This is a genomic window from Methylobacterium sp. NFXW15, assembly GCF_049887755.1.
Classification (GTDB): Bacteria; Pseudomonadota; Alphaproteobacteria; order Rhizobiales; family Beijerinckiaceae; genus Methylobacterium.
Map to the genome: position 1 here is coordinate 248,119 of NZ_JAGEKG010000006.1, position 14,180 is coordinate 262,298.

15 protein-coding genes are annotated in these 14,180 nt (G+C 68.1%); 9 read left to right on the plus strand and 6 right to left on the minus strand.

Annotated features, from left to right (window positions below):
• Positions 1-32 precede the first annotated feature (32 nt).
• The 7 genes from ppsR to J4O73_RS15665 all read left to right on the plus strand — a co-directional run bounded on the left by ppsR (position 33) and on the right by J4O73_RS15665 (position 7,488).
• Positions 33-1,472, plus strand: coding sequence for a transcriptional regulator PpsR (gene ppsR, locus J4O73_RS15635; RefSeq protein ID WP_426218746.1), 1,440 nt, complete (start codon positions 33-35; stop codon positions 1,470-1,472).
• A 123-nt stretch (positions 1,473-1,595) separates the two neighbouring features.
• Positions 1,596-2,480 (plus strand): chlorophyll synthase ChlG, encoded by an 885-nt coding sequence (gene chlG, locus J4O73_RS15640; RefSeq protein WP_426218748.1) that lies wholly within the window; start codon positions 1,596-1,598, stop codon positions 2,478-2,480.
• Positions 2,480-3,805: a BCD family MFS transporter gene (locus J4O73_RS15645; protein ID WP_426218750.1), complete on the plus strand. Its 1,326-nt coding sequence runs from the start codon at positions 2,480-2,482 to the stop codon at positions 3,803-3,805. The genes chlG and J4O73_RS15645 overlap by 1 nt, the downstream gene beginning before the upstream one ends.
• Before the next feature lie 3 nt (positions 3,806-3,808).
• On the plus strand, positions 3,809-5,026 hold the full coding sequence (locus J4O73_RS15650; protein WP_426218752.1) for a geranylgeranyl diphosphate reductase: 1,218 nt from the start codon (positions 3,809-3,811) through the stop codon (positions 5,024-5,026).
• Positions 5,023-5,514, plus strand: a complete 492-nt coding sequence (locus J4O73_RS15655) for a TspO/MBR family protein (protein WP_426218753.1) — start codon at positions 5,023-5,025, stop codon at positions 5,512-5,514. Before J4O73_RS15650 ends, J4O73_RS15655 begins: the two co-directional genes overlap by 4 nt.
• Positions 5,514-5,834, plus strand: a complete 321-nt coding sequence (locus J4O73_RS15660) for a hypothetical protein (RefSeq protein ID WP_426218755.1) — start codon at positions 5,514-5,516, stop codon at positions 5,832-5,834. Before J4O73_RS15655 ends, J4O73_RS15660 begins: the two co-directional genes overlap by 1 nt.
• Positions 5,835-5,922: 88 nt before the next feature.
• Positions 5,923-7,488, plus strand: a complete 1,566-nt coding sequence (locus tag J4O73_RS15665; RefSeq protein ID WP_426218756.1) for a cytochrome c — start codon at positions 5,923-5,925, stop codon at positions 7,486-7,488.
• Positions 7,489-7,527: 39 nt separating this feature from the next.
• On the opposite strand, the gene J4O73_RS15670 is transcribed toward J4O73_RS15665, so the two are convergent.
• Both J4O73_RS15670 and J4O73_RS15675 read right to left on the minus strand, forming a co-directional pair.
• The gene (locus tag J4O73_RS15670; protein WP_426218758.1) at positions 7,528-7,926 is read right to left on the minus strand and encodes a type II toxin-antitoxin system VapC family toxin; all 399 of its coding nucleotides are present in this window, start codon (positions 7,924-7,926) and stop codon (positions 7,528-7,530) included.
• Positions 7,923-8,174 (minus strand): AbrB/MazE/SpoVT family DNA-binding domain-containing protein, encoded by a 252-nt coding sequence (locus J4O73_RS15675; RefSeq protein ID WP_426218760.1) that lies wholly within the window; start codon positions 8,172-8,174, stop codon positions 7,923-7,925. The genes J4O73_RS15670 and J4O73_RS15675 overlap by 4 nt, the downstream gene beginning before the upstream one ends.
• 152 nt (positions 8,175-8,326) lie before the next feature.
• On the opposite strand from J4O73_RS15675, the gene J4O73_RS15680 reads away from it, so the two are divergent.
• Entirely contained in the window at positions 8,327-8,500 is a 174-nt protein-coding gene (locus J4O73_RS15680; protein ID WP_426218762.1) for a YqaE/Pmp3 family membrane protein, read from the plus strand.
• A 4-nt stretch (positions 8,501-8,504) separates the two neighbouring features.
• Here the strand turns inward: J4O73_RS15680 and J4O73_RS15685 are convergent, their stop codons facing one another.
• A complete protein-coding gene (locus tag J4O73_RS15685) occupies positions 8,505-10,052 on the minus strand; it encodes a L,D-transpeptidase family protein (protein ID WP_426218763.1) in 1,548 nt (515 codons plus the stop codon).
• A gap of 163 nt (positions 10,053-10,215) precedes the next feature.
• A complete protein-coding gene (locus tag J4O73_RS15690; RefSeq protein ID WP_426218765.1) occupies positions 10,216-11,382 on the minus strand; it encodes an MFS transporter in 1,167 nt (388 codons plus the stop codon).
• Between the two features lie 98 nt (positions 11,383-11,480).
• Here J4O73_RS15690 and J4O73_RS15695 point away from each other — a divergent pair, with 98 nt between their 5' ends.
• Positions 11,481-12,446, plus strand: a complete 966-nt coding sequence (locus J4O73_RS15695) for a LysR family transcriptional regulator (protein WP_426218766.1) — start codon at positions 11,481-11,483, stop codon at positions 12,444-12,446.
• Here J4O73_RS15695 and J4O73_RS15700 read toward each other — a convergent pair.
• Positions 12,403-13,053, minus strand: a complete 651-nt coding sequence (locus J4O73_RS15700; protein ID WP_426218768.1) for a DUF1796 family putative cysteine peptidase — start codon at positions 13,051-13,053, stop codon at positions 12,403-12,405. The genes J4O73_RS15695 and J4O73_RS15700 overlap by 44 nt on opposite strands.
• Before the next feature lie 71 nt (positions 13,054-13,124).
• Positions 13,125-14,087 carry an acetyl-CoA carboxylase carboxyltransferase subunit alpha gene (locus tag J4O73_RS15705; protein WP_426218770.1) on the minus strand — a complete coding sequence of 321 codons (963 nt, stop codon included), beginning with the start codon at positions 14,085-14,087 and terminating at the stop codon, positions 13,125-13,127.
• Between the last annotated feature and the right edge of the window lie 93 nt (positions 14,088-14,180).

A 14,180-nucleotide genomic window follows, 5' to 3' on the forward strand; every position in this document is an offset into this window, starting at 1 on the left:
GTAGACAGTTCGACGCACTGCGACACAAATCCGTGACACCTCGACCACGCCCTGCCGAGCCCGTCCTGAACGAGGCCCTGCCCAAGGTTGCCGCACTCCTCGGAGGGAGCGCGGCGGGCCTCGCGGTGACGGCTGCGTCCGATCTTTCGCTGATCGTCGACGCCAATGGCGTGATCCAGGGCGCCTCGGGAGCCGCCGATTTCGCTGAGGAAAAGATCGGCGGTTGGCTCGGGCGGCGCCTCGTGGACACGGTGACCATCGAGAGCCGCACCAAGGTCGATGAACTGCTACGCGATGCGGGCCCGGGGGAAATCACCCGGTGGCGGCAGGTGAACCATCCCTCCCCCACGGGCATCGACCTGCCGATTCGCTATACGGCGCTCCGGCCCGATGCGGACGGGCCGATTCTCGTGCTCGGGCGCGACATGCGCACCGTCGCGGCGCTTCAGCGGCGCCTCGCGGACACGCAACAGACGCTGGAACGCGATTACGATCGCCTTCGCGCCGCCGAGACTCGTTACCGCCTGCTGTTCCAGATCTGCGGCGAGGCGGTGCTCGTTGTCGATTCGACCACCCGCCGTGTGATCGAGGCCAACCCGGCCGCAGCCCGCCTCCTCGGCCGCGCCGTTCGTCGGCTCGTGGGCGTCGATGTGGTGGAATTGTTCGATCAGGCGAGCCTGCGCACGCTCGAAGCGCAACATGGCTCCCTTCGCTCCACCGGGCAGGCCGCCGATATTCGCGCTGCCCTGCCCCAGGGCCGGGGCGAGGTGACGATCTCGGCCTCGCTCTTTCGTGGTGAGGGCGGAACCAGCGCGATTCTGCGACTCATCCCCGAGCCGGGCATGGCTGGAACCGGGCCCGGTGAATCGACCAGCACCTTGCCGACCCGTGCGCTGATCGAATCAATGCCCGAGGGCTTCGTCGTTACCGATTCCGGACACCGGGTTCTCTGGGCGAACGCCGCCTTCCTCGAACTGGCGCAACTCGCCGCCGAGGGACAGGCGCGTGGCCGCCCGATCGAGGAGTGGCTCGCGCGTGATGAGACCGAGGCGCGTACGCTCTTTGCCACGCTGCAGGATCACGGATCCGTCCGCCGTTTCGCCAGCGTGGTGCGCGGCATCTATGGCGGGATCGAGGATGTCGAGATCGCCGCGGTGTCCCTGCCCTCGTCGCCCGCTTGCATCGGCCTGTCGATCCGGGCGCTGCCGCCCCGCTCGGCGCTGAATGTCGGCACCCGCGCCGAGCCCCGTTCGGTGGAGCAGATGGCCGAACTCGTCGGCCGTGTTTCGATGAAGACCCTCGTTCGCGAGACCACGGATCTCATCGAAAAGCTGTGCATCGAGGCGGCGCTTCGGATCACCCGCGACAACCGCGCCTCGGCGGCCGAAATGCTCGGCCTCTCGCGTCAGGGGCTCTACGCCAAGATGCGCCGCTACGGTGTCGGCGACCTCGGTCCTGGCGAGGAAGCTTAACGAGCGACGAATAAAATATTCGTCATCGCCCTCGCGCACCCGTCCCGGACGAAACGCCCGCAAGTTGACGCGGTCTGTGTCATTCTCGCTTGACACTTGGTGGGGGTGGCATAGCCTCCCGCCATGGCCGCCACGCCCGCTCCCAGTGCAGTCGTCGAGCTTCTGAAGCCGCTCACGTGGTTCGCTCCGATGTGGGCGTTCGGTTGCGGAGTGGTGTCGTCGGGCGTGCCCGCCCACGGGCAATGGCCGGTGATCGCGGCGGGCATCATTCTCGCCGGTCCGCTCGTCTGCGCGACCAGCCAGGCGGCGAACGATTGGTTCGACCGGCATGTCGATGCCATCAACGAGCCGAACCGTCCGATCCCCTCGGGGCGGATCCCCGGTCGCTGGGGCCTCTATCTCGCGCTCGGCTGGACGCTCCTGTCTCTCGCCGTCGCGGCGGCCCTCGGCCCGTGGATTCTCGGAGCGGCTCTCTTCGGCCTCGTGCTGGCGTGGCTTTATTCGGCGCCGCCGCTCCGCCTGAAGGGCAACGGCTGGTGGGGCAATTCGGCGGTCGCGATCTGCTACGAGGGATTGCCCTGGTTCACGGGCGCTGCGGTCATGGCCACCGCCATGCCGGATTGGCGGGTGCTCGTGATCGCCCTGCTCTATTCGATCGGCGCCCACGGCATCATGACCCTCAACGACTTCAAGTCGGTGGAGGGCGATATCGCCACCGGCGTGCGCTCCCTGCCGGTACAGCTCGGCCCAGCCAACGCGGCGCGTTTCGCCTGCCTCGTCATGGCCCTGCCGCAGGTGGTGGTGATCGCGTTGCTCGCGGCCTGGGGGCGGCCCTGGCATGCCTGCCTCGTCGGCGCCCTTCTCGCCGGACAGGCGGTTCTGATGGTCCGTTTCCTCGACGATCCGCGCGGACGGGCCGCGTGGTACAACGGCACGGGAACGACCCTGTACGTGCTCGGCATGCTCGCGGCGGCCTTCGCCCTGCGTCCCCTGGTGGGAGGCCTCTGATGGCGAGCGGCCCCGCCCATCTCTCCTGGCCCTCGATCCTGCGGCTCGGCCTCGTGCAGACCGCTCTCGGCGGAGTCGTCGTTCTGATGACTTCGACCCTGAACCGGGTGATGGTCGTGGAGCTTGCCCTGCCCGCCCTCGTGCCGGGGCTGCTGGTCGCCATCCACTACGCCGTGCAGGTGCTCCGCCCGCGCTGGGGCTACGGCTCCGACCGGACCGGGCGGCGCACGCCCTGGATCGTCGGCGGCATGGCGGCGCTCTGCCTCGGCGGGTTCGGCGCCGCCTGCGGCACCGCCCTGGCCCAGACCCATCTCGCGGCCGGGCTGGCTTTGGCCGCGATGTCCTTCCTGCTCGTCGGCCTCGGCGTCGGCGCGGCGGGGACCTCGCTCCTCGTCCTGCTCGCGGGAGGCGTCGCACCGGCCCGGCGCGGGGCGGCGGCGACCCTTGTCTGGGTGATGATGATCGTCGGTTTCGCGGTGACGGCGCCGCTGGCGGGCCACTTCCTCGAACCGTTCACGGTGATGCGCCTCGTCGCTGTGTCGGGGACGGTTTCCCTCATCGCCTTCTGCGTGGCCGCGCTCGCCGTGACCGGCGTGGAAAAGGGGCTTCCGGTCCCGCGCCCCGAGGCGCCGGAGGCCAAGCCGCCCTTCAGCCACGTTCTGCGCAAGGTGCTGGCCGATCCGGTGGCCCGGCACTTCACCGTGTTCGTCTTCGTCTCCATGCTCGCCTACAGCGCGCAGGAACTCATCCTCGAACCCTATGCCGGGCTCGTCTTCGCCATGGGGCCGGGGGCGACGACCAAGCTCGCCGGACTTCAGCATGGCGGCGTGTTGGCGGGCATGCTCTTCGTCGCGGCGGTGACCTTGCTCGCCAAGGGCACGGCGCTGGCTTCCCTGCGCCTCTGGATCGCCATCGGTTGCGGCGCCTCGGCGTTGGCCTTGTTCGCCATCGCGGCGGGCGGGCCGTCCGGTCCGGACTTTCCTTTACGCGGCGCGGTCTTCGCCCTCGGCGTCGCCAACGGCATCTACGCGGTCGCCGCCATCGGCTCGATGATGGCGCTCGCCGGAAGCGGCGGCGAGCGCGAGCGCGGCACTCGCATGGGCGTCTGGGGCGCGGCCCAGGGCGTCGCCTTCGGCGGCGGCGGTGTGCTCGGCGCGTTCGCGGTCGATGCCATGCGTGTCGTCGTGGCCGATCCGGTCCATGCCTACGCCACGGTCTTCGTGGCCGAGGGTGTCCTGTTTCTCGTCGCCGTCGCCTTCGCCTTGCGCGTCGCGGTGGCGCCCGCCCCCTCCTTCCCGCTCAATCCGGCATTCGAGGCGAGGTAGGCCATGACCCAGCATCACCCTGCGGGAGAGACCTTCGACGTCGTGGTCGTCGGCGGTGGGCCATCGGGAGCGACGGCGGCCTGCGATCTCGCCAGTGCCGGGCGCAGCGTGCTGCTTCTCGACAAGCCCGGTCGCATCAAGCCCTGCGGCGGGGCGATCCCGCCCCGTTTGATCCGCGACTTCGCGATTCCCGACCATCTCCTCGTCGCCCGGATCCGCGCCGCCCGCATGATCGCGCCGAGCGGCAAGGAGGTCGACATGCCGGTCGGCGAGGGCTTCGTCGGCATGGTCGATCGCAAGGATTTCGATCCGTGGCTGCGTGAGCGCGCCGCTTCCGCAGGGGCCGACCTGCGTGAGGCCGCCTTCGACCGGATCTCACGCCCCGATGACGGGCCGCCGCTCGTCCATTTCACCACCGGGAAAGGCGAGACTCTGGAGCGCCATGCCGTGCGCGCCAAGCTGGTGATCGGCGCCGACGGCGCGACCTCACCGGTCGGCCGGGCCGAGGTGCCGGGCCACGACAAGATGCGGCAAGTCTTCGCCTATCACGAGATCGTCCGTGTTCCGCAACCCGGCGAGGCGGGCGCGGCGGCGATCGGCCCGACCCGCTGCGACGTCTATTATCAGGGCCGCCACTCGCCCGACTTCTATTCGTGGATCTTCCCCCACGGCGACACCGCGAGCATCGGCACCGGCAGCGCCCGCAAGGGTTTCTCGCTCCGTTCCTCGATCCGCGCACTGCGCGAGGCGTCGGGCCTCGCCGGGGCCGAGACGATCCGGCGAGAGGGCGCGCCCCTTCCGCTGAAGCCCCTCAAGCGGTGGGACAATGGCCGCGACGTGCTCCTCGCCGGAGATGCGGCGGGCGTCGTTGCTCCGGCTTCGGGCGAAGGCATCTACTATGCGATGCTGGGCGGGCGCCTCGCCGCCGAAGCTGCCGACGCCTTTCTCGAAACCGGCGATGCGAAAGCGCTGGGCCTTGCCCGCCGCCGCTTCATGAAGCAGCACGGCCGGGTCTTCCTGATCCTCGGGATCATGCAGTGGGTCTGGTACCGGAGCGACGCCCTGCGCGAGCGGTTCGTCTCGATCTGCCGTGACAAAGACGTGCAGCAGCTCACCTGGGATTCCTACATGAACAAGGAATTGGTCCGGGCGAAGCCGGGTGCGCATGTCCGCATCTTCTTCAAGGATCTTGCCCACCTGTTCCGCTGGGTGTCCCCGTGACCGCCCTCGCGCAGGCGGATTGGGGGACGGCCCTCATCGCCGCCGCCTGCGCCGTGCTGGTGGCTGTGGCGGGCGGTGTCGCAACGCGCACCGACGCGTGGTACCGGCGCCTGCACGTCCCCGCCTGGAAGCCACCGGATTGGGCCTTCGGGCCGATCTGGGCCACGATCTTCGCGCTGACGGCGAGTTCCGGCGTGCTCGCCTGGAGCGGGTCGGCCGCCGCCCGGCCGCTCATCGTCACGGTCTTCGCCGTGAACGGCGTTCTCAACATTCTCTGGAGCGTGCTGTTCTTCCGGCTGCGACGCCCGGATTGGGCGCTGGTCGAGGTGGCCTTTCTCTGGCTTTCGATCGTCGCGCTGATCCTGACGGTCGGGCGGGTGAGCACCGTGGCCGCCCTCCTGAACATTCCCTACCTCGCCTGGGTCGGTGTCGCCGCCTGTCTCAACTTGCGTATCGTGCAGTTGAACCCGCGCCGGAGCCTCGTGTGATGGAGGGGCTCTTCGCCTCTGGCCGTATCGTCGATCTGATCCTCGTCGGCGTCGCGGTCGAGGCGGTGCTTCTGTTGGTGCTGTGCCGGAGCGCGGGGCGGTTCGCGCCCTTCGGCGCCACCATCGCAGCCGGTGCCGCCCTGATGCTCGCCCTGCGCGCTGCGCTCACCGGGTCTGCCTGGCCGGTCGTGGCGTGCTGGATGCTGGCGGGTCTCGGCGCCCATGTCGCTGACCTCGTCTTGCGCCGGAGAACGCTTCGGCCCGCGATCCTCCGAAACGATGCAAGGGTTGAGGACGCTTGGCCGCAGGGCCCGGCTTAACGCGACAGGAACAACGGTATCCAAGGCGCATTTACGCGCGACACCTGTTTTGAATTCTTCCGATCAACCTGCCCCGGAGAAGCCGGCCATGCAGCGCAGATTCGTCCTTGCGTCCGGCCTGCTCGCCGGCACCATCCTGACCTCGCCGGTTCTCGCACAGGATGGCCAGGACCTCGTCGAACGGGGCAAGTATCTCGCCACCATGGGCGATTGCGCCGCGTGTCACACGGCGCCGGGCGGCAAGTACCTCGCCGGTAATTATGCACTGAACATGCCCTTCGGCGTGATCATGACGCCGAATCTTACGCCCGATAAGGACACGGGCCTCGGCAACTGGACGTACGACGACTTCGAGAAGGCGTTCCGGCACGGCTACAGCAAGAATGTCGGCTACCTGTATCCGGCCTTCCCGTTCGCGTGGTTCACCAAGACAACGGACGAGGACACCAAGGCCATCTGGGCGTATCTCCAGTCGATTCCGGCGGTGAACGAGAAGCGTCAAGAGAGCCAGATCCCGTTCCCGTTCAACGTACGAACTGCGCTCGTGACGTGGCGGACGGCCTTCTTCACGGAAGAGCGCTTCAAGCCGGATCCGAATGCCAGCGCCGAGGTCAATCGCGGCGGCTACCTCGTGGAGAGTCTCGGGCACTGCGCCATGTGCCACAACGAGAACAAGCTTGTCGGCAATTCGAGCTTCGCCGGACGTTTCGGTGGCGGCGTCATCGACGGTTGGTACGCCCCGAACATCACCCCGGATGGCCATCAGGGCATCGGGGCGTGGACCAACGAACAGGTCGTGACCTACCTCAAGACCGGCACCGCGCCGGGCGATCGCCCCGGCGTTGCGGCGGGCCCGATGCGCCAGACCATCATGGAATCTCTTTCCAAGGTGAAGGAGGAGGATCTGAAGGCGATGGTCGCCTACCTGCGCACCATCCCCGCCAAGCAGACCTTCAAGGCGAAGGATCTGGCAGCCTTCGACTCGAAGGATGCGCCCGGCGCCTCCACCTACCTGACCTATTGCTCGTCCTGCCATCAGCCTGACGGCAAGGGCATCGAAGGTGCCGTTCCGGCCCTCGCGGGCAACACGTCGGTGCAGTCGAAGGGGCCGGAGACGGTGCTGCGGGTCATCTATGGCGGTCTCGCGGCCCAGAGCGGCCTCGCCCCGATGGTGGCGATCGGCCAGCAGATGACCGACGTCGAGGTGAAGAACGTCACGGACTACATCCGCAATTCGTGGGGGAATTCGGCCCCGGTCCTGACAGGAACTGAGGCCTCCGATGCGCGGGCGGCGACCAAGACCATGCTCGCGGGGACGGCGCCCTGCGCCGAGATCGAGCAGGACAAGCTCAAATCCGCCTTCGACAAGCTGAACATCGCGGACAGCCTGAAGGGTCTGAAGCAGCAGGACTTCGTGCCGACGCTCGCCCGCCTCACCCCGCAGATCAAGGCCGAGCAGACCGGCGTCAGCGACGACGACATCGTCAACGGCCTCACCACGGCCTTCTGCAAGGTCGGCCGCGACGATCCCCAATACGGCAACCCGAGCTGGCCTGCGGTGATCGGCACCTTCTCCAACGTGGCCTATAGCCAAGTGAAGAACCCGGAGAAGCAGGCGGCCAACGTCCCGAGCGCCACCACACCGCCGAAGTAGGTCATATCCGGCCCGCCGACACTTTTGGCGGGCCAGAGTTCAGGCCAGGATCAGGACCTGCTCGCCGGCCCGCTCAAGCAGTTTCACGGCCTTCGCGTCGAAAGAGACAAAGGTCTCTCCCCCGAGCCACCGCCCCTCATAGGCGATGGCTCCGTCCGCAAAGTCGCCTCCTGCTTCCAGAATCTCCAGCCCGGCTTCGACGGCGGGACGATTGATAACGACGTTACGCGCCTCGGTGAGGCGTCGGATCGCTTTGGCGACCTCGGCACGGGGCACGCCGTAGTGGCGTTGAAGAACCCAAGCCAGTTCGCACAGGCTGTGAATGCCGACCGCTACGGCGCTCGCCTCCTCGACAGCGCGGATGGCGAGAGCATTCTGCGTCTCGTCGTCCGCCATCAGCAGGCGGACCAGCACGTTTGTATCCGCGGTGATCTTCATGACCGCTCGCGGCCCGCTTTGGCTCCCGCCTCCGCGATCGCTTCATTCAAGTCTTCGATGGAAAAAGCTGCGCCGTTGCCCTTGTCCTTGAGGAAGCCACTCAGGTCTCGCCAGCCGCCCGCAGGCTTGGCAGCGCGCAGTTGGGCGCGCCCATCTGGAAGGAACTCGAGCTCGATCTTATCGCCGGATTTGATGCCGAGATGCTGCAGGACCTCCTTGCGGAAGGTGACCTGACCGCGTGCCGTCACAGTGAGAATCGCCATCGGCCTAAATACCTCGCTTGAGCGAGGTAAGGCGAATCTGCATGGGCATCAAGGCGAGCATTACGGGTCTAAGGGAACGGATAAGGCCGCGCTTTGTTTTTGCGCCGAACCTTCCATTCCCGCCTTACGGAGGCAGCATGTCCAGCCTGGTCCGAATTCTGCTTGCCATCTTCATCCCGCCCATCGCCGTGGTCGTCACGACGGGCTTTGGGCTTCAGTTCCTGCTGAACATCGTACTCTGGATCCTCGGCTGGATCCCCGGCACGGTTCACGCCCTATGGCTGATGAACCGCGACCGGCCGCTGGTCTGAACCATCAGGGCTTGGTGTCCGCCTTCGCGATCGTGTGGCGGGAGGCGGGCTTGGCCGACTCGGGCTTCTTCGTCTCGACCGCGTGGGCAGGGTGATGCTCCTTGCCCGCCGGGCCGCTTTTGGCAGCCGAAGACTTGGCGACCGAAGACTTGGCATTTGACGGCTTGGTGTCCGCTGCCTTGCTCGCCGGGCTTTCCAGCTTGGCCGCCGCGACCTTGACAGGCTCCACCGTGGCCGCGTCCGTCGCGGGGGTGACCGGGGCGACCTTGTCCTTGGAGAAGATGTTGCCGAGAAGCTTCTGATACCCGTCGGACTCGCCGTCGGCATCCGCGACCGCGATGCGGGCCGGCTTTTCCGGGGCGGCGGGGGGCGTCTCGGGCGCCGCGGCCATCAGCGTCGTCGGCGCTGACGAAGCCGGAGCCTTCCCCTTAGCCGTAGCCCTGTCACCTGCCTTCGGCGTGGTCGAGGCGGTCGTCGTCGGCGATTGCGGCGCGGCAGCGAGCATCACCGGGCGGCCCTTCGTGTCGATCTCGACCTCCTCGGGTGCCGCGGCGAGGCTCTCGGGACGACTCACCTCCCCGAGGGTGTGGCGGCCGTATTCCTTCGCGTCGTAGGGCAGCACCTGCTCGGTGCCGCCGAGGCTCGCGAAGGCGGTCGGGTTGTTCTGCGGGCGGAAAACCGGGTTCTGGCTTCCATCCTGATAGACGACACGCACGGCGGGCGTGCCCTTGGCGACGAGCTCGGCGATCTCGTGCTGGTCCTGCGAACGCTTCTCGGCGACCAGCGGGTCGACCTTCGGCGCGCAGGATCCGGCCGCGACATCGGACCCGCCGAACACATAGCGGGTGCCGCAGGCGCCGACCTTCGGCTCCTCGCGAAGGGCCTCGAAATAATCGGACCCTTCCTTGAGGTTGCGCCAGAATGGAGCGTTCGGATCATTGCGGAACTTGGCCATGTTCTTGGCCGTCATCCGGAATGGATAAGACTGGAACTGGAAGCTGCGCTGGCCGCCGATGAAGGCCTCGCGGGCGATGGCATAGATCTCGGCGATCGACGCATCGGTCATGGCGAAGCAGCCCGCCGACGAGCAGGTGCCGTGAACCATCAGATAGCGGCCCGAACGGCCATTCGCGCGATCGACCGCGTTCGGAAAGCCGGTATCGAACGAGAGGTAGTAGGACGAGTTCGGGTTCATCAGGCCCGGGGTGATCGTGTAGAACCCCTCCGGCGTTTGCCGGTCGCCCTCGCGGGTCTTGGGACCGAGCTGTCCGGACCAACGGCAGATCGGGTAGGTCTTGAGCAGGGCGTAGCGCCCGTCATTGCCCTTTTTCCACACCTCCATCTCCGCTTCCTTCTTGTAGGCGCGGATCAGGATCGGGTCGGATTGCTGCATCCCCTTGGTCTGCATCAGAGACAGGGTCTGCGGGGCGATGGGTGCGATGCTCCGGGCGGTGGGACCGTTGATCCCGCTGCCATCCTGGCAGGCGCCGAGCAGAAGGGCGGTCAAGGCAGCGGCCGCCAGCATCCTCGCAGTCGCGGGACGCGCCGTCATGGGGAACCTCGTCCTCGAACTCTCGCCCGGAGGCCGTTGGTATCGGCCGGTTTCGGGCGTCACTCCCCAACCGTCTAACGTCGTTAAGCTTGCGGCTTCGTTACCGCAATGACCCGGATGCAACACCGGGCCATCGACGGAGGGGGTGGTCCACCGGTTTCCCTCAGCATGGGGTCAGGAGTGTGACGGGCCGCACATGCCGCAGGGCCAACAGCAGCAGCAACCCGGCCCCGGCCAGGACGGCGCCCGCGAGCGACACCGCCGGGAGGCCGGGCCCGGCATCGATGACAAAGCCGCCCACGGCAGCGCCGATCGCGTTCCCGAGGTTGAACGCCCCGATATTCATCGCCGAAGCGAGGTTGGGGGCCTCGCTCGCCTGCTCCATCACCCGCATCTGAAGGGGGGCGACGCTGGCGAAGCTCGCAACACCCCAGAGGAACATCAGCACCGCTGCCGTGACCTGCCCCTGCATGCCCCAGGCGAACAGGACGAGGATGACGCTCTGCGCGGCGAGCGATCCCGCGAGCGTGCCGTCCACCGACCGATCCGCGAAGCGCCCGCCCAGCCAGTTGCCCAGGGTGAGCCCGGTCCCGAACAGGACCAGCATTCCCGTGACAAACGACGACGTGGCACCGGTCTCTGTCCGCAGAATCGGGACGATGTAAGTGAATACGGTGAACATCGCGCTGAACCCGACCATGGTCAGCGCCAGGGCCGCGAGGACCTGAAAACGAGCCAGCACCCGCAACTCGGCCCATAGGTCGGCGGCGTCTTCGGGTTCCAGCGGCGGAAGGGCGAAGCGCAGGGACAGCATGGCGACGGCGCCGACCGCCGCGATGCCCCAGAAGGCGGCACGCCAGCCCAGGACCTCGCCGATCCAGGCCGCGAGGGGTACGCCCCCGATCGTCGCGATGGCGAGCCCCGAGAACATGGCGGCCACCGCCGCCGCGCGCTTATCGGGAGGCACGACGCTGGCGGCGACAACGGCGCCCACCCCGAAGAAGGCGCCGTGATTGAGCGATGTGACCAAGCGGGCCACGACCAACATACCGTAGCTGTCGGCCAGGGCGGCCATGAGATTGCCGAGGGTGAAGATACCCATCAGGCCGACCAGCAAGCGACGGCGGGGCATCCGCGCCGTCGCGAGGGTCATGAGCGGCGCCCCGATCAGGACGCCGATGGCGTAGGCGCTGACCACCAACCCTACCGCAGGGATGGACACGTGCAAATCCTCCGCGATGAGCGGCAGCATTCCCATCGGCGTGAACTCCGTCACACCGATGCCGAAAGCGCCAACTGCCAAGGCCAGAAGAGGTGGGTTGATCGCCATGATATCCGTCTCCGCTCGTTCCGCCGAAGCACGTGGCGGAATCGTTTCCGGGGCGGTAGTCCCGTTAGCGGATCAGGATTTGTGCTTGGGCGTCACGAATGCTGCAGGATCGGATCGGCCGGACGGGCGAAATGTCCGTCTTCGTCGCGGTGGTGGAAACGGGCAGTCTTTCCGGGGCGGCGCGCAAGCTCGGCCTCACGCCTTCGGCGGTCAGCCGGATCGTTGTCCGGATCGAGGCGCGGCTCGGCGTGCGGCTGCTGGTGCGGACCACCCGCAGCTTACGCCCGACGGCGGAGGGCGAGTCCTATGGGCGCGCCGCCCGGCGCATCCTCGCGGATCTCGATGAGACCGAGCGGGCCCTCGCCGACCGGGGCTGCCCGAGCGGCAGGGTCCGGATCAGCGCCGCGACTGCCCATGGGAGGTTGGTGATCGTGCCGCTGCTCGCCGAATTCGTCACGCGCCATCCTCGCATCGTCGCCCAGATCGATCTCAGCGACGAACTCGCGGACGTGCTCGGGGGGCGGGCCGACGTGGCGATTCGCTTCGGTCCCCTGGCCGACAGCCCCCTCACCGCCCGCCGCCTCGGCGAGACGGGGCGGACGGTGGTCGCGGCGCCGGCCTATCTCGAACGGATGGGCGTGCCCCGTCGGCCCGCCGATCTTGCGGCTCACAACTGCCTGGATTTCAGCTTCCGCCGCAGCGAACCCGGCTGGCCGTTCCGCGAGGATGGGAAGGACTACATCCTGCCGGTGAGCGGGAACGTCGCCGCCAATAACGGGGAGACGCTGGTGCAACTCGCCGTGCGCGGCCTCGGCATCACCCGCGTCGGCAACTTCCATATCGGCGAGGACATCGCCGCAGGCCGCCTCGTCCCGCTGCTGGAGCCATTCAATCCGCAGGATCGCGAGGCGATCCACGCCGTGTTCGTCGGCGGCTCCGCCATGCCGGCGCGGGTGCGGGCATTGGTCGATTTCCTGGTCGAGTCCCTGCGGGGAGAGGCGGCCGCGTCCCCCGCCGCGCTCACGCCAGCCGTTCGGGACGCCGCCCGGCCTCGGCGCGGATGATCCCCACGAGGGCGGCATCGTCGGCCGGATCGGCGAGGCGCAGGCCGACCGGCTCCGTCGGGCTGTCGATCGTCAACCAGCGCAGGCTTGTCGAGATGTCCGTGGCCTCGGAGACCTCCACCCGCTCGCGGCCAGGCATGATCTGGACGAAGGTCAGGTGGTTGGTGCTCGCTCGCCGCCCGAGCAGCGCGTCGATCTCCTCCACCACCGGGCGGGGTGTGTAGAGGTGGGTCATCATCCACAGGCGATTGCGCGTGCCGGGCGTGTCGAGGGCCCGGCGCAGGCGGCGTACGCCCTCGGTGAGGAACGCGTAATCGTCCTGATCTGCGGCCGGGTCGTGGTGGTTGAACACGCATTCCAGCCCGTGACGCTCACGGTACAGGCGGTGGCGCCCCTTCCAGATGTCGGCGCCCCGGCGCTCGGGCACGGGGATGCTCTCCAATTGGCTGCGGTCGGTCAGCGTGGCGAAGTCGTCCTCCAGGCAATCCCGCACCATGCCCGGCATGGTGAAGATCCAGTCGAACGGGCCGGACCACGTGCGCAGGTCGAGGGTCTTGAGGACGTGCGCCATCTGGCAGTTGCAGCCAAGGGAGATGACGTTCGCCATCCCCGGCTCGCGCGTATCGCGGCGGCGGAGTCCAAGGCGGCCGAGAGCCTTCCTCAGCCCGGCCGCCGCCGTCACAGACGCCTGCCGATCTCGAGGAACTTGTCGGCCCGGCGGCCCCGGATCGTGGCCGCGTCGAGCCCATCGAACATCGACAGCGATTCACTCAGGGCCTGCCCGGCCGCCTGGATGGCGCCCTCTCGGTCACGATGCGCGCCACCGACCGCCTCGGGGACGATGGCGTCGATGACACCGAGGCGCAGCAGGTCCTGCGCGGTGATCTTCATGGCGGTAGCGGCCTCGTGGGCCCGGCCGCCATCGCGCCACAGGATCGAGGCGGCGCCCTCCGGCGAGATCACGCCGTAGATCGAGTGCTCCAGCATCAGCACCCGGTTGGCGGTGGCGAGCGCGATGGCGCCGCCCGAGCCGCCCTCCCCGATCACCAGCGCCACATTCGGCACCGACAGGGCGAGGCAGGCCTCGGTGGAACGGGCGATGGCCTCGGCCTGACCGCGCTCCTCCGCTTCGATACCCGGATAGGCTCCGGCCGTGTCGACGAAGGCGATGACCGGCAGGCCGAACCGGTCGGCGGTCTCCATCAGGCGCACTGCTTTCCGGTATCCCTCCGGACGGGCCATCCCGAAATTATGGCGCAGCCGCGCCTCGGTGGTGGCGCCCTTCTCCTGGCCCAGTACGCAGACCGGACGGCCCTGGAACCGGCCGAAGCCGCCGACGATGGCCTCATCCTCTCCGAAGGTCCGGTCGCCTGCGAGGGGCGTGAATTCGGTGATGAGTCCGGCGCAGTAATCCACGAAATGCGGGCGCTGCGGATGGCGGGCGACCTGTGTCTTCTGCCACGGGGTCAGGGCCGCGTAGATCTCGGCGAGCGCCTGCCGGGCCTTGGCTTCCAGCCGCCCGACCTCCTCGCTGATCGACACGGCGCCGTCCTGGCTGCCGACGGCGCGCAGTTCTTCGAGCTTCGCTTCAAGCTCGGCTACCGGCTTCTCGAAATCGAGATAGGAGCGCGTCGCCGCCATGGGGTTCCGTGGTCCGGGTCGTGAAGGGTCACACGCCCGGAACGAACCCCGGTCGCTGCGGGCGCGAGGTGTTGGGGAGAAGCCAGACTCTGT

Coding starts and splice junctions, on each gene's coding strand:
- J4O73_RS15650 (WP_426218752.1), top strand. CDS start 3,809: ATGACCCAGCATCACCCTGCGGGAGAGACCTTCGACGTCGTGGTCGTC.
- chlG (WP_426218748.1), top strand. CDS start 1,596: ATGGCCGCCACGCCCGCTCCCAGTGCAGTCGTCGAGCTTCTGAAGCCG.
- J4O73_RS15680 (WP_426218762.1), top strand. CDS start 8,327: ATGTCCAGCCTGGTCCGAATTCTGCTTGCCATCTTCATCCCGCCCATC.
- J4O73_RS15700 (WP_426218768.1), bottom strand. CDS start 13,053: ATGGCGAACGTCATCTCCCTTGGCTGCAACTGCCAGATGGCGCACGTC.
- J4O73_RS15660 (WP_426218755.1), top strand. CDS start 5,514: ATGGAGGGGCTCTTCGCCTCTGGCCGTATCGTCGATCTGATCCTCGTC.
- J4O73_RS15695 (WP_426218766.1), top strand. CDS start 11,481: ATGCTGCAGGATCGGATCGGCCGGACGGGCGAAATGTCCGTCTTCGTC.
- J4O73_RS15670 (WP_426218758.1), bottom strand. CDS start 7,926: ATGAAGATCACCGCGGATACAAACGTGCTGGTCCGCCTGCTGATGGCG.
- J4O73_RS15705 (WP_426218770.1), bottom strand. CDS start 14,087: ATGGCGGCGACGCGCTCCTATCTCGATTTCGAGAAGCCGGTAGCCGAG.
- J4O73_RS15665 (WP_426218756.1), top strand. CDS start 5,923: ATGCAGCGCAGATTCGTCCTTGCGTCCGGCCTGCTCGCCGGCACCATC.
- J4O73_RS15645 (WP_426218750.1), top strand. CDS start 2,480: ATGGCGAGCGGCCCCGCCCATCTCTCCTGGCCCTCGATCCTGCGGCTC.
- J4O73_RS15690 (WP_426218765.1), bottom strand. CDS start 11,382: ATGGCGATCAACCCACCTCTTCTGGCCTTGGCAGTTGGCGCTTTCGGC.
- J4O73_RS15685 (WP_426218763.1), bottom strand. CDS start 10,052: ATGACGGCGCGTCCCGCGACTGCGAGGATGCTGGCGGCCGCTGCCTTG.